At 51.1% G+C, this 20,848-nt stretch carries 18 protein-coding genes; 10 read left to right on the top strand and 8 right to left on the bottom strand.

The window, feature by feature from the left end:
* Positions 1-43: 43 nt before the first annotated feature.
* Positions 44-2,134 (bottom strand): OPT family oligopeptide transporter, encoded by a 2,091-nt coding sequence (locus UCI88_RS03930; protein ID WP_256179672.1) that lies wholly within the window; start codon positions 2,132-2,134, stop codon positions 44-46.
* 248 nt (positions 2,135-2,382) lie between these two features.
* Between UCI88_RS03930 and pepD the strand changes: the two genes are divergently transcribed.
* Complete coding sequence (gene pepD / locus UCI88_RS03925; protein ID WP_044503362.1) at positions 2,383-3,837, top strand: beta-Ala-His dipeptidase; 1,455 nt, start codon at positions 2,383-2,385, stop codon at positions 3,835-3,837.
* A gap of 65 nt (positions 3,838-3,902) precedes the next feature.
* Here pepD and pdxR read toward each other — a convergent pair whose 3' ends face one another.
* The gene (gene pdxR / locus UCI88_RS03920) at positions 3,903-5,303 is read right to left on the bottom strand and encodes a MocR-like pyridoxine biosynthesis transcription factor PdxR (protein ID WP_256179670.1); all 1,401 of its coding nucleotides are present in this window, start codon (positions 5,301-5,303) and stop codon (positions 3,903-3,905) included.
* 138 nt (positions 5,304-5,441) lie between these two features.
* Here pdxR and UCI88_RS03915 point away from each other — a divergent pair, with 138 nt between their 5' ends.
* Both UCI88_RS03915 and UCI88_RS03910 read left to right on the top strand, forming a co-directional pair.
* Positions 5,442-5,816 carry a pyridoxamine 5'-phosphate oxidase family protein gene (locus UCI88_RS03915; RefSeq protein ID WP_044503361.1) on the top strand — a complete coding sequence of 125 codons (375 nt, stop codon included), beginning with the start codon at positions 5,442-5,444 and terminating at the stop codon, positions 5,814-5,816.
* A 203-nt stretch (positions 5,817-6,019) separates the two neighbouring features.
* The gene (locus UCI88_RS03910; RefSeq protein ID WP_044503360.1) at positions 6,020-6,253 is read left to right on the top strand and encodes a 4Fe-4S binding protein; all 234 of its coding nucleotides are present in this window, start codon (positions 6,020-6,022) and stop codon (positions 6,251-6,253) included.
* 7 nt (positions 6,254-6,260) lie between these two features.
* Here UCI88_RS03910 and UCI88_RS03905 read toward each other — a convergent pair whose 3' ends face one another.
* The gene (locus tag UCI88_RS03905) at positions 6,261-6,881 is read right to left on the bottom strand and encodes a hypothetical protein (RefSeq protein WP_256179669.1); all 621 of its coding nucleotides are present in this window, start codon (positions 6,879-6,881) and stop codon (positions 6,261-6,263) included.
* A gap of 11 nt (positions 6,882-6,892) precedes the next feature.
* Positions 6,893-7,468, bottom strand: a complete 576-nt coding sequence (locus tag UCI88_RS03900) for a xanthine phosphoribosyltransferase (RefSeq protein WP_044503358.1) — start codon at positions 7,466-7,468, stop codon at positions 6,893-6,895.
* 174 nt (positions 7,469-7,642) lie between these two features.
* Between UCI88_RS03900 and UCI88_RS03895 the strand changes: the two genes are divergently transcribed.
* The 4 genes from UCI88_RS03895 to rpsR all read left to right on the top strand — a co-directional run bounded on the left by UCI88_RS03895 (position 7,643) and on the right by rpsR (position 12,566).
* Positions 7,643-11,386, top strand: coding sequence for a phosphoribosylformylglycinamidine synthase (locus UCI88_RS03895; protein ID WP_256179668.1), 3,744 nt, complete (start codon positions 7,643-7,645; stop codon positions 11,384-11,386).
* A 159-nt stretch (positions 11,387-11,545) separates the two neighbouring features.
* Entirely contained in the window at positions 11,546-11,830 is a 285-nt protein-coding gene (gene rpsF / locus UCI88_RS03890) for a 30S ribosomal protein S6 (RefSeq protein ID WP_044503356.1), read from the top strand.
* A 16-nt stretch (positions 11,831-11,846) separates the two neighbouring features.
* Positions 11,847-12,290, top strand: a complete 444-nt coding sequence (locus tag UCI88_RS03885; protein ID WP_044503355.1) for a single-stranded DNA-binding protein — start codon at positions 11,847-11,849, stop codon at positions 12,288-12,290.
* A gap of 45 nt (positions 12,291-12,335) precedes the next feature.
* On the top strand, positions 12,336-12,566 hold the full coding sequence (gene rpsR, locus UCI88_RS03880; protein WP_044503354.1) for a 30S ribosomal protein S18: 231 nt from the start codon (positions 12,336-12,338) through the stop codon (positions 12,564-12,566).
* Between the two features lie 40 nt (positions 12,567-12,606).
* On the opposite strand, the gene UCI88_RS03875 is transcribed toward rpsR, so the two are convergent.
* Positions 12,607-13,857 (bottom strand): amidohydrolase family protein, encoded by a 1,251-nt coding sequence (locus tag UCI88_RS03875; protein ID WP_256179667.1) that lies wholly within the window; start codon positions 13,855-13,857, stop codon positions 12,607-12,609.
* A gap of 21 nt (positions 13,858-13,878) precedes the next feature.
* Positions 13,879-14,757, bottom strand: coding sequence for a diacylglycerol/lipid kinase family protein (locus tag UCI88_RS03870; RefSeq protein WP_330024025.1), 879 nt, complete (start codon positions 14,755-14,757; stop codon positions 13,879-13,881).
* Between the two features lie 186 nt (positions 14,758-14,943).
* Here UCI88_RS03870 and UCI88_RS03865 point away from each other — a divergent pair, with 186 nt between their 5' ends.
* Complete coding sequence (locus tag UCI88_RS03865; RefSeq protein ID WP_256179665.1) at positions 14,944-16,554, top strand: gamma-glutamyltransferase family protein; 1,611 nt, start codon at positions 14,944-14,946, stop codon at positions 16,552-16,554.
* Between the two features lie 78 nt (positions 16,555-16,632).
* Complete coding sequence (locus UCI88_RS03860) at positions 16,633-17,637, top strand: 1-aminocyclopropane-1-carboxylate deaminase/D-cysteine desulfhydrase (RefSeq protein WP_330024021.1); 1,005 nt, start codon at positions 16,633-16,635, stop codon at positions 17,635-17,637.
* A 14-nt stretch (positions 17,638-17,651) separates the two neighbouring features.
* On the opposite strand, the gene UCI88_RS03855 is transcribed toward UCI88_RS03860, so the two are convergent.
* Positions 17,652-18,647, bottom strand: a complete 996-nt coding sequence (locus UCI88_RS03855) for an inorganic phosphate transporter (protein ID WP_044503350.1) — start codon at positions 18,645-18,647, stop codon at positions 17,652-17,654.
* A complete protein-coding gene (locus UCI88_RS03850; protein ID WP_044503349.1) occupies positions 18,640-19,269 on the bottom strand; it encodes a DUF47 domain-containing protein in 630 nt (209 codons plus the stop codon). Before UCI88_RS03850 ends, UCI88_RS03855 begins: the two co-directional genes overlap by 8 nt.
* A 227-nt stretch (positions 19,270-19,496) precedes the next feature.
* Here UCI88_RS03850 and UCI88_RS03845 point away from each other — a divergent pair, with 227 nt between their 5' ends.
* Positions 19,497-20,825: a nucleobase:cation symporter-2 family protein gene (locus UCI88_RS03845; RefSeq protein ID WP_044503348.1), complete on the top strand. Its 1,329-nt coding sequence runs from the start codon at positions 19,497-19,499 to the stop codon at positions 20,823-20,825.
* Positions 20,826-20,848 lie beyond the last annotated feature (23 nt).

Raw genomic sequence — 20,848 nt, 5'->3', positions numbered from 1 at the left:
TTTTTTAATTTCTAACAGAAATTTAATACACCGTATATCTTACTTACTTGTTCGAACCGTTTTCCGGCGTGAACTTGGTGATGAAGATGTGACGGATGAAGATGACGATCATGGCAATGAAGGCGATGAGCCCGAGAATATCGGCTGTCGACTGGAAGTCTTTGCCAACCAAAGCCAAGGGGTTTTCGCTGCCGCCGGAGGTGACAGAGATGACGATGAGCAGGGCGATGATGACGCCCATGAGGCTTTCGCCGACGATGAGACCGGAAGCAAAGAGGACGCCGCGGTGGTTGCAGGCTTCAACATCTTCTTCTTCATGGCCCGGGCTGCGGCGAGCGGCACGAGCTTTCAAGGAACGATTGACGAAGTAGCCCATAACGGAGCCGATGACCAAAGGAATTTCAAGGGTAGGCGGTAAGTAAATGCCCATACCGATTGCCAGGGGCGGTAAGGCCAGGGCTTTCGTGTTTTTCGTTAACAGTAAATCGATGATGATGGCAACGATGCCGACGCCGACGCCGAAGAGAATGTAATTCCAGTCGAGGCTGGCGCTGAAGATACCTTGGGCAATGGTCGTCATCAAGGTTGCTTGCGGAGCTGCCAGGGCCTGAGTCGGATCCATGCCGGCACGGGGCAGTGCACCGGTAAAGCCGTAAGCCTGGTACAAGAGGTTCAGTACCGGAGCGATGGCGATAGCGCCGACGATAGAGCCCAAGATGAGAGCGACCTGCTGTTTCCACGGTGTAGCACCGACGATGTAGCCGGTCTTGAGGTCCTGCAGGTTATCGTTGGAGATCGCAGCGATGCTGACGATAACACTGGTGATGAAGATGGCCAATGCCGTTGCAAACTGAGTTCCCTGAAGGGTTTCAAAGACACCGGCTGAAGAGCCGAGGCCGAGGACGACCAAGGACGAGATGATGATGCCGAGGATGCCGATACCGGAGATCGGGCTGGCGGATGTGCCGATCAAACCGGCCATGTACCCGCAGGCAGCGGCGACGAAGAAGCCCATGAGGATGGCGACTAAGATGCCGATGACGATGAACATGAGGGTGACTGATAAGGACAGACCGGCGTTGCTTACGAAGTTATAGAAGGTGATGAACAGCCCGATAAGGATAGCCAGGAATACGAGGCCGACCGATTTCGGAGTCATATCGATATCTGTGTGGTGGAGCTGTTTCTTTTCTTCTGTGTCGTTGGCGCGAAGGGCGTCAATCGACATTTTAATGCCGTCGACGACCGGTTTTGCCAAGCGGATTAAGGTCCAGACAGCGGCGATACCGATACAACCGGCACCGATGAAGCGGACTTTCTGAGCCCAAATTGTCTGGGCAAAAGCAGCTGCCGATTGGCCTTCAGCCGGTGTCAGCATCGAGGTCAGATAGGGAACGAAGACGTACCAGGACAAGAGGGTACCGACTAAGATCGCGATACCGCTGGTGATGCCGATGAGGTAGCCGGCGCCGAGAAGGGCCGTTGAAAAACCGAGCGGAATCTGGGTGACGGCTTTGCCGAAGTGGAGCCAGTAGCTGAATTCCGAGGAGAGGACGTGGAAGCCGTTGGAGCAAAGGCTGAACAGGCCGGCCAGGGCAGTACCGCCGACGATGTCTTTCATGCCCGTTTCCTTTTTAGTTCCCGTTTCTCCGTCCGCTTCTTCTTTGCGGATTTCACTGCCGACTTTTAAGATTTCAGCAGCAGCTCGGCCTTCCGGATAAGGCAGGTCGCTGTTAACGACCATGGCACGGCGGAGGGGAATCGTAAATAAGACCCCGAGAGAACCGCCGCAGGCGCAGAGCAGTAACGTTTCCATGAAGGGGAATCCTTGCCAGTATCCCAACATGAGCAAGCCCGGCAGAATGAAAATGATTGCAGATAAGGTGCCGGCAGCTGATGCCTGCGTCTGTACCATGTTGTTTTCCAAAATGTTGGAATCTTTGAACATGCGCAGGATTGCCATGGAGATGACTGCAGCCGGAATGGACGAGGAGAACGTCAGACCGACTTTTAAGCCCAAGTATACGTTGGATGCCGTGAAGATAACGGTAATCAAGGCCCCGAGAATCATCCCGCGGGCGGTCAATTCCGGCATACTTGGGTAGTTCACAGTCAAGTTTGATTGTGGTTTCATAGAAAAACCTCCCAAATAAGAATTAATGAGTACAAAAATGTACTAACACAATAACAATTATATTATACTCATTTTTTGTGCATTCGTCATATATCAAAATGTACACTGGACACGGAAATTAGCTTGTATAATTACTTTTTCGCAATTTATATTCTACATTATGGAATTGTAGCTTGAAAAGGGCCGCCGTGGTATAATAAAAGGCGATTACACAAGTAGAAAGCTACTTTTGAAGGGAGCGTCATACTATGCATGATAATGAAATTATTGAAGGCATTATTGCCGAATTTAAAGGACTCGCCAAACATCCGCGTCCGTCTCATCATGAAAAAGCCGTCAGCGATTACATCGTAAGCCGCCTTCGTGAATTAGGCGTTACCGACGTCATTCAAGATGACGTTTACAATATCGTTGCCAATGTTCCGGCCAGCAAAGGCTGTGAATCCTGGCCGATTACGGTTCTTCAGGGCCATATGGATATGGTCTGCGTCGCTAAACCGGGCGTCGACTTCGACCCCTTGACGAGTGAAATTAAATTAGTCCGTGAAGGCAATATCCTCCGTGCCGACGGTACCAGCCTCGGCGCCGATGACGGCATTGCCGTCGCCCTGTCGCTGTACCTCATTCAGCAGGACATTCAGCACGGGCCGCTTCGTCTCATCTTTACGATTGATGAAGAAACGGGCATGACCGGGGCTATGAATTTGGACCCGAAACACGTTCAGGATGTAAAGTATATCATCAACTGTGACTCTGAAGATATCGGCATGCTCGGCGTCGGTTCGGCCGGCAGCGTCCATACCCACTTCAATCGCCCCATCCATTGGCAGGCACCGAAGGGTAAACAGGCGTTTACTATTGAAGCCAAAGACTTTGTCGGCGGCCATTCCGGCGAAACGATCAACCGCGGCAAGAGCAACGCCATCAAAGCCCTGAGTTTGGCCCTGCGCCGAATTGAACAGGCCGGTGTCGTTTATACCCTGGCCTCCATCGAAGGCGGCGTTGCTGCCAATGCCATTCCTTCCCAGGCAGCGGCTGTCATTGTAACGGCTGACGAACAGGCCGAATCGTCCATTAAACAGGCGGTTCAGGAAGAACAGGCCCAGATCGCTGAAGTATACGGCAGTGTGGAATCGAAGGCTCACTTCGTCGTAACGGCAGCCGATGTACCGGCTAAAACCTTTGCTGAAGAGGACACCAAGGCTGTTGTAAACCTGCTTAACGTCCTTCACTGCGGCGTCTTTGCCATGAATCAGATGCTGCCCAAACTGCCGGATTTATCGGCCAACATTGGGACGATTCGAACGGAAGAAGACGTCGTCGCCATTCAGTACTTCCCGAGGGCATCGTCTGACGGCCGTTTACGTGAATTTGCCCTGACACTGCCCGTTTTTGCAGAGCTTACGGGCTGCACTATTGACTTGGCTACGCCGGAACCGGCTTGGGCCGAAAATCCCAAGAGTAAACTCGTTCCCTTGTTTGCCGACGTATACCGTGAAGAAGCCGGCAGAGAACCCCGCATTGAAGCCATGCACGGCGGCCTTGAAACGGGCTACCTCTTTTCCATGAACCAGAATCTCGATATCATTTCCGTCGGTCCGACGACGCACGACATCCACAGTGCCGACGAATCGGTCGAACTCGATACAGTAGCGCTCTTGACCCGCATCGTTGCTAAGGCTCTGGGAAAACTCGACAAGTAATCGATTGATGTAAACTGAATTTAAACGTACCCGCCTTACGGGATTGTCCTGTAAGGCGGGTATTTTTATATCTGTATGAGGTCGTGCAAGGTATCGCCCAAGGCGTCTAAGTTGACGGGCAGGCGATTGAGGGGAATGGCTCCGTAGCCGATGAGAATCTGGTGCTGCGGGCTGTCGTCAGGATCGGCCCAGTAGGGTCTCAGCGAGTAAACGCCGACTTCATTTTGTCGGAAGCGGCGGAGGATTTCTGTTTCTGTACAATCCGTACGGAGTTCGAGGACGAAGTGCATGCCGCCGCCTCCTCCGTGGATGCGGACTCCTTGGGGAAAGTTTTCTTCTAAGTAGCTGCGGATCAAAGCGTGCTTTTTACGAAAATCATTTCGCAGGGCGTTTACTTGCTTTTCATACTCGCCGCTCTCCATGAAGTCGGTCATGGCCAGCTGAAGGAGAGAAGGCACGGGAGAACTGTAGAAGGGATACTCTGCAGCAAAATCGAAAGACAGAGCCGGGGGCAGGACGACATAGGCCAGGCGGATGTCCGGAGCCATCGTTTTGGAGAAGGTTCCCAAATAAAAAGTGCGGCCATAGGTATCGATGGATTGGAGCGACGGAATGGGCTGCTCTTCATAGCGAAGTTCACTGTCATAGTCATCTTCAATGATGTAATGGCCGTCCTTTTCGGCCAGCTGCAGCAGTTCCAATCGATGCTTGATGGGCATGATTTGCCCTAAGGGAAACTGGTGGGACGGCGTGATGCTGATTAAAGACGGCGGGAGGCCTTGTAAGGACGGAAGGTCGATTCCCCCCGGGCCGACCGGGACGTAGTGCATGGCATAGTCCTTGTGAGAAAAAACGTCGCGCGTACCGCGATAGCCTGGATTTTCCATGGCAAATTCGTATTTTTCCGGAGGCATGAGTTGTGTGATCAGACTTAAAGAATGGTGGTGGCCGCTGGTTATGATGACCTGTTCCGGGCGGCAGCGGACGCCGCGGAAACGTTTCAGATACCGGCAAAGCCATTGCCGAAGAACGAACAGCCCTTCCGGCGGCTCATAGAGGAGGGTATTCCGATTTTCAAGATCGGCCAGGGCATTGTTTAAGGAATGGCGAAAGGCTCGGTTTCGATAGACGTTTCGGTCGATACCTCCGTAGCGGAAATCATAATGAGGCGGGCGTTTTTCGACAGGCGGCGTGAACGGTTCCGCTATTTTCGATTCATACGACTGGGGCGGCAGGGCTTCGACGTAGAATCCGGAGCCGCGCGTGCTGTAGATATAGCCTTCTAATTCCAGTTGACGATAGGCCGTAATGACCGTATTGCGGGAAATTTCGTACTCTTGGGCCAGCTTGCGAGTGGCCGTAAGTGCGCTGCCGGCAGTCAGTTCACCGGATAAGATTTGCTGTTTCAGGCCTTCGTAAAGTTGCTTGTATAGGGACTGAGAACTCTTTTTATCGATGAGCAGCATCGGGGGCCTCCTTTTAGTGGAATTGGATCTATAAAATAGACGTGAATTGAATCTTTTTTAGGATCTCTTTTTCTGTTAGTATACAGACATGCAAGATAGCTTGCAAGATACAGTGCGACTGAAAAGGAGAATACGACTATGTTTATAGAAAAATTTTATGACTGCTTGAAACACGACGGCATTGTAGCCGTAGCCACGGCATCGAAAGAAGGCAAGGCTCATGTAGTGAATACGTGGAATAAATACATCATCGTTACAGACGATGAAAAGCTGCTCATTCCCTGCTATGGTTTCCGTAAGACCGAGAGGAACATCGGTGAAAATCCTTACGTTGAAATTACTCTGGGAAGTCCGGACATCATGGGCTACAAGAGTATGGGGACGGGGTTCCTCCTCATCGGGACGGCTGAATTCCTGTCGTCAGGGCCGCTTTTTGAAGAAATGCACGATAAGTGCGATTTTGCCAATCGCGTCATGGTCTTTACGCCGGAAAAATGCACCCAGATGATCTGATGTAAAGACATTTACACGACGTTTAGTCTTCAATGGCGTGCGTGTTTTTATGAAGGCTTCAGATTATCAATGTGATTTTAACCATAAGAAAGCCCTCAAAAGCTGCCAGTGCATGGCTGCCTTTGAGGGCTTGTTGTTTTTGCAACGGTTTTATTCGGTCATATTTGATATAATAGGACTGTATATAATAAGGGGGAATGAACATGAGTAAAACCCATATTGATGAATTGGTGTCTCCCGATTATTTTAATCGGAAAGAGTGTGAAGGCTGCGGCTGCTGCATCAGTATCTGTCCGTACGACGCCTTGTCCATGGAAACCTGTGCCGATGGGGTTGAACGGCCTCGTGTCGATATGACCAAGTGCCTTCGCTGCAATCGTTGCGTCGATGCCTGTGAAATTTACAAGTGCTACGGCCCGACTTCGGAAGCGATATGATTCGCCGTTATTCGCGGCCGAATAAATACTTTGTGTCGTAGCTTAAATCCATATACTGGGCAATGGTCTCGTCGTCGAACCCGTATTCTTCCGACTTGCGAGTCAATTTGCCCCACTTCATCTGCATCTTTTTCTTGGGTGGCAAGGGTTCTTCGTATTCGATGCGAAGTTCCTGCGCTTCTTGGGAGCGGTCCTGTACTTTTACGAATAAGCCCTTATCAAAGGTCAACTCGTAGATTTTGCGGAAGGCATGGGGAAGCTGGAAGCCGAAGGGGACGAAGTATTTGTCGATGAAGCCGTTGGCAATCAAGATGGAGCCGCTGTAATCGATGACGTGTTCGAGGTCATACTTGAGGTCGCCTGCCGGTGAGTTAAACGGTTCCGGCAAGACGCCGTCGATGGACGGGGGCTCCATGCCGTTGTTGTTGGTCAATAACTTATGAAGGGTCAGCATTTTTTCGTCGTTAAATCCGAAGACGGCTGTATATCCGCGCAGGCACGCTTCGTTATACATGATGGGATGAAGGCCGAAATCTTCGATATTAAAGAAGTCATCGACCTTTTCGATGGCGACAATGCTGAGTTTGAAGGTGGCAAAATCGAAGCCGTCAAAAAATTGAGCGCGCATGATAAGTCTCCTTATTCGACAAAGATGGGCGTGTTGTTTTCAAAGCGGGCGATTCTGGCTAAGGATTCCACACGGAAACCGGCTTTTTCAAGGGTTTCCCGACCGGTCTGGAAGGTCTTTTCGACGACGATGCCGATGCCTTCAACGGTGCAGCCGGCCTGAGCCGCAATCTGCGTAAGACCGACGGCTGCGGCGCCGCTGGCCAAAAAGTCGTCGATGATGAGAACCGATTCCCCGGCACGGAGATAGTCTTTGCAGACCGTTGCCGTGTACTCTTCTTCTTTCGTATAAGAGTAAATTTTTGCCGTATACTGTTCACCCTTGGTGAGCAGTGATTTTTTTTTGCGGGCAAAGACGACCGGGCAATTGTTCATGGCAAGGGATGCCGCATAAGCGACGGCAATGCCTGAAGATTCAATGGTGATGATGCGGTCGATGTGAACATCCTTGAAACGGCGGGCAAATTCCTGGCCGACATGATTGATAAGAGCCGTGTCGATTTGCTGATTCAAAAAGCTGTCGATCTTTAAGATACGATTGTCAATAACCAGACCGTCTTGTAAAATTCGCTGTTTCAATTCTTCCATTACTTCCGAGTCCTCCCTGGTGATGAGAAATGGTCAACCTTGTCTACTATAATAGTACTAGTCTAATACGATTTCATAGGCAAGTCAACAAAATTCTAAGTTTACTTATGGATTTAAAACGGGTATACTAAGGTTGTCTATTGATAAGTATCTATCTTTGAGGGAGGTTATGACATGCAGTCTATTCGACGTTTGTATGTTGCCAAGAAAGGTATTTTTGCTGATGAGGCAAAGCGATTACTCACTGATTTACAGGAAAACCTGTTGATAAAGGGGTTAACTGATATTCACATTTTCCACCGCTACGACGTATCCGGTCTCGATGATGCGGCTTTTGAAGCGGCTAAAAATATGATCTTCTCGGAACCGCCTGTCGATGCCGTTTACGATACACTGCCGACTCGTGAAGGCGATACGGTCCTGGCTGTCGAATACCTGCCCGGTCAATATGACCAGCGTGCCGATTCAGCCGTTCAGTGCCTGCAGATGCTGACCATGAAAAATGACAGTCTCGTTCGGACGGCACAGGTCATCGTCCTGTCCGGCGACTTATCGGCTGAAGATATCGATGCTGTCAAACATTACTGCATTAACCCTGTCGAAGCTCGTGAAGCTTCGTTGGAACCGGCTGAATCGTTGGAATTGGCTTGGGAAAAACCGGCTGACGTCCCTACTGTCGAAGGCTTTATCTCCATGGATGATGCGGCCTTGACCGACCTTTCGGCGCAGATGGGCCTGGCCATGAGCTTCGACGATTTGAAGTTCGTCCAGACCTACTTCCGCGACGAAGAAAAACGGAATCCGACGATTACCGAAATCCGAGTCATCGATACGTACTGGTCAGACCACTGCCGGCATACGACGTTCATGACTGAACTGACGGACGTTTCTTTTGAAAAAGGAACCTTTACGGCTCCTATACAGCGGGCTTATGAATCGTATAAGACGACGCGGGAAAACCTGAACCGCAAGAAACCTCAAACCCTCATGGATATGGCAACCATCGCCGTCAAGGAATTGAAAGCTGCCGGAAAACTCGATAATCTCGACGAATCGGAAGAAATCAATGCCTGCACGATCATTATTCCCGTCGATGTCGATGGCGTCGAAGAAGAATGGCTGCTCTTATTTAAAAACGAAACCCATAACCACCCGACTGAAATCGAACCGTTCGGCGGCGCTGCGACCTGCCTTGGCGGTTGTATTCGCGACCCCTTGAGCGGCCGCTCCTACGTCTATCAGGCCATGCGCGTAACCGGTGCCGGCGATCCTCGTCAGGCTGTCCAGGATACACTGGTCGGCAAACTGCCGCAGCGCAAACTGACGACCGGTGCCGCTAAGGGGTACAGTTCGTATGGCAATCAGATCGGCCTGGCTACGGGTGAAGTCAAGGAATACTACAACCCGGGATTCGTCGCCAAACGTATGGAAATCGGTGCCGTTCTCGGTGCGGCTCCGCGGAAGAACGTCGTTCGCGAAGAACCCCTTCCCGGCGATATCATCATCCTCCTCGGCGGCAAGACCGGCCGTGACGGCTGCGGCGGCGCTACGGGTTCTTCCAAGAAACATACCGTTGAATCCTTGGAAACGTGCGGTGCTGAAGTCCAAAAAGGGAACGCCCTGACTGAACGAAAGATTCAGCGCATGTTCCGCCGCCAGGAAGTTACGACGCTTATCAAGCGCTGCAATGACTTTGGCGCCGGCGGCGTTTCCGTTGCTATCGGCGAATTGACGGACGGCCTCGACATCAACCTCGATAAAGTTCCCAAAAAATACGAAGGTCTCGACGGAACGGAATTGGCTATTTCTGAATCTCAGGAGCGAATGGCCGTCGTCGTAGCCCCGGAAAATGTCGATAAATTCATGAAATATGCTGCTGAAGAAAATCTGGAAGCGACGATTGTCGCCGTGGCTACCGATACGAAACGGCTGGTCATGCATTGGCGCAATCAGAACGTCGTCAATATTACCCGTGCCTTCCTCGATACCAACGGCGTTACTCAGCGGCGCAAGGCTTTGGTCACGGCACCGGAAGATAAGGATTTCTTCAAGGCATCGGATGTAAAAGACGTCGCTAAGACATGGCTCGATACGATGGGAACCTTGAACATCGCTTCGGAACAAGGCTTGGCCGAACGCTTTGACAGCACCATCGGGGCTCGCACGGTCCTCATGCCTTTCGGCGGTAAATATCAGAAGACGCCGGTCGAAGGGATGGTCGCTAAGATTCCCGTAGAACACGGGAATACGACGACGGCCAGCATTTTCACCCACGGCTACGATCCGGACCTCGCTATTTGGAGTCCCTTCCACGGCGCTCTCTATGCCGTCATCCAGTCCATTGCTAAACTCGTTGCCCTCGGCGGCGACCGTAAGAAAGTATACCTTACGATGCAGGAATTCTTCCAGAGCCTGGGCAAAAATGAAACGGCCTGGGGGCAGCCGGTCAGCGCCCTCCTCGGTGCCTTCGTCGCTCAGCAGGTCATGGAAGTCGCCGCCATCGGCGGTAAGGACAGCATGAGCGGTACCTTTGAACACCTCACCGTTCCGCCGACCCTCGTTTCTTTCGCCATTGCTCCGGAACATACCGATCATATCGTATCGCCGGAATTTAAGGCTTCTGACGATGCCGTCCTCCTCTTCGATTTGCCGCGTGACGGCGAAGGGATGCCGGACTTCGATATCTTTAAACAGCATTGTGACTTCCTCCATCAAGCCGTCATTGACGGTAAGGTCAAAGCGATGCATGCCGTCGGTCAAGGCGGTATCGCAGCAGCTGTCGCTCAGATGGCCTTTGGCAACCGAATCGGATTCGACGTCGATGCAGACTTTGCTGTACAGGAACTGTTTAACCTCCGTTACGGCGCCCTCTTAGTTGAAACCGACAGTACAACGGCTGCTGCATGGAGTAAACGCGATCAGGTCAGCCTGGTCGGTAAGACGACCACGTCGGCAAATATCACGGCCGACGGCGTAACGATTGCCTTGAGTGACCTTCAGGAAGCTTGGGAAAAACCGCTGAATCAGATTTTCCCGATTAAGGATAAGGATGGCCAAGGCGACGCCGAACTGCCCTTGTTTACGACCTATGGTCCTCGCCGCAGTGAAGCCTTTGGCGCTCCGCACGTCTTTATTCCCGTTTGCCCGGGAACGAACTGCGAATATGACTCGGCAGCTGCCTTTGAACGGGCCGGCGCAACGACAGATGTCATGGTCCTTCGCAATAACACGCCGCAGGACTTGGCCGAATCGATTGAAGAAATGGCAAAACGCATGGCCAAAGCACAGATCATCATGTTCCCCGGCGGCTTCAGTGCCGGTGACGAACCGGAAGGTTCGGGCAAGTTCATTGCTACCTTGTTCCGGAATCCGGCCCTGTCCGAAGCCCTCGAAAGTCTCTTGTATCAGCGCGATGGCTTAGCCCTCGGCATCTGCAACGGCTTCCAGGCTCTGATTAAACTCGGCCTTCTGCCCTATGGCAAGATTCAGCCTTTGAAGGCCGACAGCCCGACCTTGACGTACAACTCCATCGGCCGTCACCTGTCCCGTATGGTCGACACCAAAGTCGTTTCGGTCATGAGTCCTTGGTTCAGCAGCTGTAAAGCCGGTGATATTCACACCGTCGCTATTTCCCATGGGGAAGGCCGCTTTATTGCGACGCCGGAACAGATTCGTGAACTCGCCGCCAAAGGCCAGATTGCAACGCAGTACGTCGACCTTTCCGGCAAAGCTTCTTATGAAAGCGAATACAACCCGAATCAGTCGGTCCTGGCCGTGGAAGGTATTACCAGTCCTGACGGTCGTGTCCTCGGCAAGATGGCTCATACGGAACGGTTCAGCGCCGACGATGTCTTTAAAAACATTGACGGCAATAAGCTCCAACCCATCTTCACATCCGGCGTAAACTACTTTAAATAAATGTAACCGAAGACAGTCTTTCCTGCTTTTGACGGCGGAAAGACTGTCTTTTTTCTTGCATTCCGGATAGGTCTGTGATATAATTAAAAAGCTTGATTTGTGTCAAGCTCCTAACCCTTCTTCGGGAAGGGTCATATGTCCAAAAGAGGAGGTGATTTCGTGAACAAGTACGAAGTCATGTTTATTGCACGACCGGTCGAAGAAGCAGAAGTAGATCCCATCGTTGAATTGGTATCGAACCTTCTTACCAAGAACGGCTGCAGTATCGAAAAGGTAGATCGTTGGGGGAAACGTCATCTGGCATACCCTGTTAAGAAACAGGCTGATGGCTACTACGTTTTGATTAACTTTGAAGGCGAACCTGAAGTCATCAAAGAAATCGACCGTGTCATCAAGATCCACGATACTATTCTGAAACACTTGATCGTCAAGATCGACGAATAACCGGAGGCGCAAAGGTATGAACTCAGTACAATTATTAGGGAATTTGGCTCGGGACCCGGAAATCCGTTTTACGAAGACCGGACGGGCTGTCGCTATGTTTACCGTTGCCTGCACGCGGTCGTATGTTCCGACCGGCAGTTCAGAACCGCGGGAATTAACTGATTTTATTCCTTGTGTTGCTTGGGGTAATTTGGCGGAAAACTGTGGCAATAACTTAACCAAAGGCAGCCGTGTCTTCGTTCAAGGCCGTATCTCGGTCCGTTCTTATGACGGCCAGGATGGTCAGAAACGGTATCGCACGGAAGTCGTTTGCGACTTTGTTGCCCAGACAATGGGATCAGAACATCAGCAAGCTGCTGCTCCGGCACAGCCTGCCAGTGTAGCGCAGCCGAAACCGGCTGCTGCCGGTGCCGGCTTTGACAGCATGGGCTCCAGCACGGATGAAGAAATCCCATTCTAAAAGGTCAGACACGCCCCTTCTAATTCTTGAAGGAGGAAACTATACATGAGAAGAGATCGCTCGAGAAAACCGAGAAGAAAAGTATGCAGCTTCTGCGTTGATCATGCTGAACTGATCGATTACAAAGATACTGCAAAGCTTCGCCGTTTCACAACAGAACGCGGTAAAATCTTGCCGCGCCGTATTTCCGGCGTTTGCGCTAAACATCAGCGTAAACTGACTGTTGCTATCAAACGCGCACGTGCTATCGCACTCTTGCCGTACACGGCTGAATAATATAAAAGACTGTCGCTCAGCGACAGTCTTTTTTTTGCGATTAGATTTTCTTTCCGTTTACATAACGGGCGACGATGTTGCGGTCGTCACCGTCGTAAATGAATTGCTGAAGCTTTTCAAAGGGGGTCCGTTCCAGTCCTTCGATATCATCGTCCATGTGGATGACTAAGGCGTCAAAATTGAAGCCTGTTTCGAAACTGCCTGTATTTCCATAAAAACGGCCGGGGCCCTTCGTGGCCAAGTACAAGCCTTCACCGATGGTGAGGGCTTTTTCTGACGGATGATTCAGTGAATAGAGCTTTGAAATTTCGATGGTCAAGGCGATTTGCTTGTTCATGGCCGGGGTATGGCCGGCGGCTACGTCACTGGCAATGGTGCAGGTCAACCCCTTCGTAAGATTTTCGCGGAGGGGCATGATGCCGCTGGTCAGATTTGCATTGGACTGGGCACAGTGGGTCAAGTAAACGTCTTTTTCTTTGAGTAAACGCTTTTCTTCGTCAGACAGATAGATGGCATGAGCCATCAGCGTTTTATGTGGGCGAAGCAGCCCGAAGGCATCGTAGACACTAGTATACGACGGAAGGTCCGGATGCAGTTCTTTGACCCAAGCGACTTCGTGACGGTTTTCTGACAGGTGGGACTGGACGGGAAGATCGTATGTTTCGCAGAGGCGGCCGAGGCCGATCATCAGCTTTTCTGTCGTCGACGGGACGAATCTCGGCGTTGCGATGAAGCGAATACGGTCCAATTCTTCGCGGCTGCGGAGGACGAGCTCTTCCGTATCGGCTAAAGAGCGTTCTGTATCTTCCGTTAGATAGTCCGGGCTGTTTCTGTCCATGTTTACTTTCCCGACGTATCCTTTTAAACCCATATCTTCGGCAATGCGCATGAGTTTCCAAGTGGCATCCTTATGAATGGTGGCAAAGGCCGAAAAACATAGAGTCCCTTCGGCTTTTAAACGCGACAAGAAGGCACGGTAAACACGGGCAGCAAAGTCCGTGTCGGAAAAGCGGCCTTCCGTGGGGAAGGTATAGTTTTCCAGCCAAGGCAGGAGCTCTTCGTCAAAGCCCAAGCCGCGGTTGATGTACTGTGGCGCATGGATGTGGAGGTCGATAAAGGCCGGGATGATGATGTCCTTTCCGTAATCGACGACCGATGAAGGGGCTGCATGAGCCGGAAGGTCTTGGAAAACCCCCAGGACCTTACCGTCTTCGACTTGGATATATTGATTTTCAAGGATGATGAATTCTGCTTGCGATGGGGTATAGAGAAAATTTCCTTTTAGAAACATGTAAACTCCTTTTTTGCTTGTTTACTCCGGAACATAGACCGATAAGAAGGATGGAAGAACCTTGATATCGAGGGGAAAAGACGGCCCCGAATCTCCGTCCATATTGGTCGAAAGGGGATGATCGCTCAGAAGTTCAATGCGAACTTCTTCCAATGCTTTTAAGGTCATCAATTCCGAGGTCAAGGGCTGTCCGGATAAAAATTCCGGAATGACCTTGATTAAATCCAGGTAGTTGAAATCTTTAAAGATTCCCAGCCAAATCTTTCCGTCATCGACTCGCGCCTGGGGTGCCAGATTGCGGAAACTGCCGACAGAGTTGGTCAGCATGGCGACGATGAGGGGCGAACGGTAGACGGAGGAACCTTCCGGCGTCGTGATTTTAAATAAAGATGTTTCATGGGCCTGCATGGCTTTGATGCCGGTCAGAAAATAAGCCAACGGGCCGAGGCGGGTTTTCTGCTCGATGGATACGTGGCCCACGGCTTCGGGCATGATTCCGGTGGCAATGGTATTGATGAAGTAGCGGTCATTGGCTTTTGCAATATCGACTTTGACGGTCTTGCAGCGCGGCAGGATATCAATAGCGACTTCAGGGTGGAGGGGGATGTTTAAGGCTCTGGCCAAGTCGTTGATGGTGCCCAAGGGAATGAATCCGAAGTCGATCGGTTTATTGGCCTGGGCCAGTCCGTTGATCGTTTCGTTGAGGGTTCCGTCACCGCCCATGGAAAAGACGGCATCGAATCCGATCAGGGCAGCTTCCTTTGCCCATAGGGTGGCGTCTCCTGCCTTCTCTGTTTCTCGTAATTCCACGTCGTCGAACATGCTCTCCAATTGGCGTCTTAAATTTTCTTTGTGGTATTTTGCTCTCTCACGCCCTGCTGTAGGGTTGATGATTAACATACACCGTTTCAACTTGCTTCTACTCCTTACCTTGTAAATTCTTCTCGAAATGCATGATGCAATTACTATTATAACGAGAAAAAAGCCGTTCGTGAAGGTGGCGGACAAGGATTTGTCTGAATTTTGTCGAAGTCTTTCTTTAGATAGGTTTCCGCTTAGTATTTTTTAGAAAAGGAGTAAGGTCTTATGAATTTTGATGGTACTGTCTACCCTTATGGATCTCATCGAGAGGTAGTTTACGGCCGCCGGGGCATGGTCTGCACGTCTCAGCATTTGGCTGCCCAGGCCGGCCTCGATATGTTGAAACGAGGCGGGAACGCCGTTGATGCAGCTTTGGCGACGGCCATTTGCCTGACCGTTTTGGAACCGACCAGCAATGGTTTGGGGAGCGATGCTTTTGCCCTCCTTTGGATGGATGGAAAGTTGCACGGTATCAATGGCAGTGGTTGGTCTCCGGCAGCCCTGACGCGAGACCGATTAGTGGCTGAAGGATATGAGGAAATGCCACTGCGCGGCTGGTATCCGGTCATGGTGCCCGGTGCACCTGCGACGTGGGCCGAAGTGCATCGCCGTTTTGGTAAACTTCCGTTTCATGAATTGTTTGAACCGGCCATCACCTATGCTCGGGAAGGGTTTGTGGTCATGCCTAATTTGGCTGCCATGCTGGCTTACAGTGCCGACGCCTTTCGAGATTATCGGGAGGATCCGCTTTTTCGCCCCCTGTTTGATACCTTCTTTCCCCGAGGAAGGACGCTCCAAGCAGGAGATATCCTGACCCTGCCGGAACTTGCGAACTCGTTGGAACTCCTGCGGGACAGTCATTGCCGCTCCCTTTATGAAGGCGAACTGGCTCAAGATATAGTTCGCTGGTCCATCGAAACAGGCGGCCTTCTTCGTGACACTGATTTGTCGGAATACTTCCCTCAGTGGGTAGATCCGATTCACACCGACTATCGGGGCTATGATGTATGGGAAATCCCGCCCAACGGACACGGATTAGTCGTCCTCATGGCACTCAATATTGTAAAGGGGTTTACTTTTGATAAACAACGAGACAATGCCGAATCGATTCATCGTCAGATTGAAGCTATGAAATTGGCTTTTGTCGACGGAAGAAAGTACATTGCCGATCCGCGGTTTATGAAGACGGCCGTTTCCGACTGGTTGTCTGATTCGTATGCCGAAAAGCGTCGAAGCATCATTCGCGATCAAGCCTTGATGCCGGAGGCCATCGATGTAAACTCCGGCGGTACCGTTTACTTATGCAGTGCCGACGGTGACGGCAATATGGTGTCTTTCATCCAAAGCAATTACAATGGCTTCGGTTCGGGCATCGTCATTCCGGGTCGTGGTATTTCTCTCAATGACAGAGGGCATAATTTCTCCATGGACACAGCCAGTGACAACTGTCTCGGCCCGAGAAAAAAATCGTACCACACGATCATTCCCGGTTTCTTGACGAAAGATGGGGAGGCTGTCGGTCCTTTCGGTGTCATGGGAGCCTTTATGCAGCCCCAGGGACAGCTGCAAGTCTTGCTGAATACCATTGACTATCACCTTAACCCACAGGCGGCCCTTGATGCGCCTCGTTGGCAGTGGGTCGGCGGCAAAACGATTGAAGTCGAGCCGGACATGCCGCAGGATGTCATCGACGGACTGCGGGCACGGGGCCATGATATCATCGTCAAAGGCGATATTCAGACCTATGGCCGGGGGCAGATCATTTGGCGCAGTGAAGCGGGCGTGCTGGTCGGGGGAACGGAGCCTCGGGCGGATGGGACCGTGGCTGCCTGGTAACGGGCCTTTCTTTTCTTCTCGTCTAAAATATGATAGGATGGAGAAAACAAAAGGAGGTATTATTCCCCAATGAAACCGATGAAACCAAAACTTTCCTTGTTAGACACGGCACCGACGCCGCTCCAGTATTTATCCGGCTTGTCACAGGAGTTATTTCGCGAAATATACATTAAACGCGATGATTTAACGCCCTTTGGCGGCGGCGGTAACAAGCTGCGCAAATTAGAGTATTTGATGATTGAAGCTTTGAATGCTCAGGCCACGACCATCGTTACCGTCGGAGCACCCCAGACCAACCACGGCCGGTTGACAGCGGCTATAGCGGCCAAATTCGGTCTGCACTGCATCATCGTTGCCGTCGGAGAACCCGAGGCGGAATTGAGCGGCAACTTGTTCTTAGACGGTATCTTTGGCGCCCGTGTCGTCTTAAAGCGAGATGACGGGCGAGACCACGACGTACAGCTCGAAGAAACGGTCAAGAAGGTCATCGAAGCTGAAGTAAAGAAAGGTGAACAAGTTTACTTCATTCCCATGGGCGGCAGCGATACGACGGGCCTTCTCGGTTATATGGACTGCGCGCGTGAACTCGATGCTCAGGCAAAGGACCAGCAAATCAGCGGGGCTACGGTCTACGTTCCCGTCGGCAGTATGGGGACCTATCTTGGACTGTACTGCGGGCTTAAATCGATCGAATCTGATTTAAAACTGATCGGCATTGCCGTCATGCCCTTTGATATGGAAAAATTAAAGGCCTACTTTACGCAGGCCAAAGAAGAATACGGATTTAATTTTGAGGGTGACTTCCACGTCGAAACGGGATATATCGGAAAAGGTTACAATGAACCGGAACCGAGAATTCGGGAAGCCATTTACACCATGGCCCGCCATGAAGGAATTTTGCTCGATCCCTGCTATACGGGGAAGATGTTTGCCGGTGTCCTGTCGATGATTAAGGAAAAGAAAATCAAGTTGGGACGCCAAGTCATCTTGCTCCATACCGGCGGTATGCCCGGCCTTTATGCAGCTCCTCATCGGGAAAAAATCGAACGGGACGTGAAAGATCAGATCCAAGTCATAAAATAAGGACAAGAAAGCTCTTAGAAAAACAGGTGCTGCAGGATGAAGTAGGATAAGGCACCCATGACAGCTGTGCAGGGGATGGTCATGACCCAGGCCGTGACCATCTGACGGGCGACGCTCCAGTGGACGGCTTTAACTCGCTGGGCCGACCCGACGCCCATGATGGAGCCGGAAACGACGTGCGTCGTCGATACGGGCAGGTGCAGCAAGGTTGCTGAAAAGATGACGACAGCTGAGTTTAAGTCAGCTGCAAAGCCGTGGACGGGATGCATTTTAAAAATCTTGCCGCCGACGGTGCGGATGATTTTCCAACCGCCGACACTCGTCCCCAAGGCCATGGCCAGGGCGCAGAGGAATTTTACCAGGTCAGGGACTTCCAAGCTGGTGATAAAACCGCCGGATACCAGGGCCAGGGTGATGATACCCATCGATTTCTGGGCGTCGTTGGAACCGTGAGAAAAGGCCATCAGGGCCGCTGATACGACTTGCAGCCGGTTGGCAACCAGGTTTACTTTGGCCGGTTTAAAGGAATGGCAGACCATGAAGATGATCTTCATGATGATGAAGCCCGTAATGATAGCCGAGATAGGCGAGATGATGAGGGATAAGACGATTTTTAAGATCCCGAAGCCGTTGAGGGCCGCTGCTCCGGCAGAAACCATGATGGCACCGATCATGCCTCCGATGAGGGCGTGAGACGAGCTGGACGGCATGCCGACCCACCAAGTCAGGAGGTTCCAGATAATAGCGCCTACGAGGCCGGCAATGATGATCATTTCATTGATCAAGGTCGGCGAAACGACGATATCTCCGCCAATCGTCTTGGCGACGCCCGTCGAAATCATGGCGCCGAGGAAGTTTAAAATCGCAGTGCCGATGATGGCGACACCGGGCCGAATGGCTCGCGTCGATACGCAGGTGGCAATGGCGTTGGCCGTATCGTGGAAACCATTGATAAAGTCAAAAACAAGGGCCAGGATGACGACCATGATGATGAGCGACGTATCAAGCATACTTCATGGTCACCTCTTTAACGGTATTTGCCAGGGTTTCGACGTTGTCCGAAGCTTCTTCCAGCGTCCCCAGGATGTCTTTCCAGCGGATGACGTTGAGCAGGTCTTTTTCTTCACCGCTGAACAGGCGGGAAATTTCCTGTCTGTAAAGATGGTCGATTTCCGATTCCAGTCGGTTTAAGCGTTCGGCATGGCGCATGAGGTTAGCTTGGTTGCGGTCGATGTCTTTTAAGAGGGAGAAAATCTTATTCATTTCTTCCCCCATGAGGACCAGCTGCTCGGTCATGGTAACGGCGGCGTCCGGAGCTGTGGTAACGTGGTACATGCTGGTACGCATTAAAGCTCCCTGAAGAGAGTCGATGCTGTTTTCGAGCTGGCAGGTCAATTTATAGAAATCTTCGCGGTCGATTGGCGTGATGAAAACGCGGGACAACTTGAAGATGATATCTTGATTGGTTTTTGATGATTCATGTTCTAATTTCACGATTTCTTTTAAATGAAGTGAAATCGTGGAAACGTCTTGCATAACTTCATGAGCGATGACAGCGCCGCGATGGAAATTTTGGGCATTGGCTACGAGATAGTCAAAGAATTCTTCGTGCTTATTGCTGATACTGAACATAGTTATTCCTCCTATACAGACATGAAAAACATTATATAAAGGATATATCAGTATTTTGCAAAGAATATGTAAAGAATAGGTAAAATATAATGATGCGCTTTGATTTTTTTGCGGCGATGGTATAATGGAGTCATTGCTATTATTTTATAACGGTACTGCCATATACGGTCGTGGAATACGGCTCGCGATGGTGCTGATTTATTCTGAACATGAGGTGACTTTTACAAATGAATGAAGAACGAACCGCACAGATTCATCCCGTCGACGAAATGCTGCCGACTGGCCAACTGTTTGCTTATGGGCTGCAGCACGTCCTGGCGATGTATGCCGGTGCCGTTGCCGTACCTATCATTGTAGCCCAGGCTTTGCACCTGTCGCCGATGGAATTGGTCCACCTGATCAATGCTGATTTGTTTTCCTGCGGGATTGCGACCTTGATCCAGACACTGGGTTTTTGGAAAGTCGGGGCGCGCATTCCTATGATTCAAGGCGTTACCTTTGCCTCGGTCACGCCGATGATCCTTATCGGGGCTGAACACGGCATTACGGCGATTTATGGGGCCATCATCATTGCCGGTTTGTTTACTTTCTTGATTGCTCCGTTTTTTAGCCGATTCATTCGATTTTTCCCGCCCGTTGTTACGGGGACTATCATTACGATTATTGGGATTACCCTTCTGCCTGTCGCTGTAAACTGGATGGGCGGTGGGAATCCAAAGGCACCTGATTTTGCCTCGCCGATGAATTTATTCCTCGCTTTCATTACTTTGGTTATTATCATTGCCATTTATCGCGGTGGCAAAGGCTTTTTGAGCAACGTATCCGTCTTGTTAGGCCTTATCGGAGGTACGATTATTGCCATGGCGTTAGGGCAGACTGATTTTTCGGAAGTCGGAAACGCTTCCTGGTTTGGTTTGGTTACGCCCTTTTCCTTTGGCCTTCCGACCTTTGACATCGGCTCCATCTTATCGATGATGGTCGTCATGATCGTCACTATGGTAGAAACGACGGGCGACTGCATCGCTATCGGGTCGATCGTAGGCACTCCTATCGGACGTGACCGTTTGTCCCGCTGCCTTCGGGCTGACGGCTTGTCGACGGTCATCGGCGGTATCTTGAACAGCTTCCCGTATACGGCCTTTGCCCAAAACGTCGGTTTGATTGCCGTTACCCGCGTCAAGAGCCGCTTCGTCGTCGCCGCTTCCGGCATCATTCTCATTGCCTTAGGTCTCTTTCCGAAGATGGCCGCCGTCGTAGCATCGATTCCGAATTCCGTCTTAGGCGGCGCCGGCGTTGCCATGTTCGGCATGGTCATTGCCAGCGGCATCCGAGCACTGAGCAAGGTCGAGTTTGACGGCACCTACAACCTGATGATTGTTGCCGTCAGTATCGGCGTCAGCATGATTACCCTGACGGCGCCGAATTTCTTCCACAGCTTCCCGTCGTGGGCCAATATCGTTCTCCACAGCGGGATTACTTTGGGGAGTATCACGGCCGTCCTGCTCAATTTGATCTTGAATGGCTGCGGCAGGGAAGAGGATATGGATGGCAATTAAACAACTGTAAATGAAAGTAAATT

This window comes from Megasphaera massiliensis, assembly GCF_036305205.1.
Taxonomy (GTDB): Bacteria; Bacillota; Negativicutes; order Veillonellales; family Megasphaeraceae; genus Megasphaera; species Megasphaera massiliensis.
The sequence above is the reverse complement of the archived record's forward strand: the minus strand, read 5'-3'. Positions and strand labels throughout refer to the sequence as shown.

What these genes read in the sequence shown, in the direction of transcription:
- UCI88_RS03930 (WP_256179672.1), bottom strand. Translation starts at nt 2,134, where the DNA reads ATGAAACCACAATCAAACTTGACTGTGAACTACCCAAGTATGCCGGAA.
- pepD (WP_044503362.1), top strand. Translation starts at nt 2,383, where the DNA reads ATGCATGATAATGAAATTATTGAAGGCATTATTGCCGAATTTAAAGGA.
- pdxR (WP_256179670.1), bottom strand. Translation starts at nt 5,303, where the DNA reads ATGCTGCTCATCGATAAAAAGAGTTCTCAGTCCCTATACAAGCAACTT.
- UCI88_RS03915 (WP_044503361.1), top strand. Translation starts at nt 5,442, where the DNA reads ATGTTTATAGAAAAATTTTATGACTGCTTGAAACACGACGGCATTGTA.
- UCI88_RS03910 (WP_044503360.1), top strand. Translation starts at nt 6,020, where the DNA reads ATGAGTAAAACCCATATTGATGAATTGGTGTCTCCCGATTATTTTAAT.
- UCI88_RS03905 (WP_256179669.1), bottom strand. Translation starts at nt 6,881, where the DNA reads ATGCGCGCTCAATTTTTTGACGGCTTCGATTTTGCCACCTTCAAACTC.
- UCI88_RS03900 (WP_044503358.1), bottom strand. Translation starts at nt 7,468, where the DNA reads ATGGAAGAATTGAAACAGCGAATTTTACAAGACGGTCTGGTTATTGAC.
- UCI88_RS03895 (WP_256179668.1), top strand. Translation starts at nt 7,643, where the DNA reads ATGCAGTCTATTCGACGTTTGTATGTTGCCAAGAAAGGTATTTTTGCT.
- UCI88_RS03885 (WP_044503355.1), top strand. Translation starts at nt 11,847, where the DNA reads ATGAACTCAGTACAATTATTAGGGAATTTGGCTCGGGACCCGGAAATC.
- rpsR (WP_044503354.1), top strand. Translation starts at nt 12,336, where the DNA reads ATGAGAAGAGATCGCTCGAGAAAACCGAGAAGAAAAGTATGCAGCTTC.
- UCI88_RS03875 (WP_256179667.1), bottom strand. Translation starts at nt 13,857, where the DNA reads ATGTTTCTAAAAGGAAATTTTCTCTATACCCCATCGCAAGCAGAATTC.
- UCI88_RS03870 (WP_330024025.1), bottom strand. Translation starts at nt 14,757, where the DNA reads ATGTTAATCATCAACCCTACAGCAGGGCGTGAGAGAGCAAAATACCAC.
- UCI88_RS03865 (WP_256179665.1), top strand. Translation starts at nt 14,944, where the DNA reads ATGAATTTTGATGGTACTGTCTACCCTTATGGATCTCATCGAGAGGTA.
- UCI88_RS03860 (WP_330024021.1), top strand. Translation starts at nt 16,633, where the DNA reads ATGAAACCAAAACTTTCCTTGTTAGACACGGCACCGACGCCGCTCCAG.
- UCI88_RS03855 (WP_044503350.1), bottom strand. Translation starts at nt 18,647, where the DNA reads ATGCTTGATACGTCGCTCATCATCATGGTCGTCATCCTGGCCCTTGTT.
- UCI88_RS03850 (WP_044503349.1), bottom strand. Translation starts at nt 19,269, where the DNA reads ATGTTCAGTATCAGCAATAAGCACGAAGAATTCTTTGACTATCTCGTA.
- UCI88_RS03845 (WP_044503348.1), top strand. Translation starts at nt 19,497, where the DNA reads ATGAATGAAGAACGAACCGCACAGATTCATCCCGTCGACGAAATGCTG.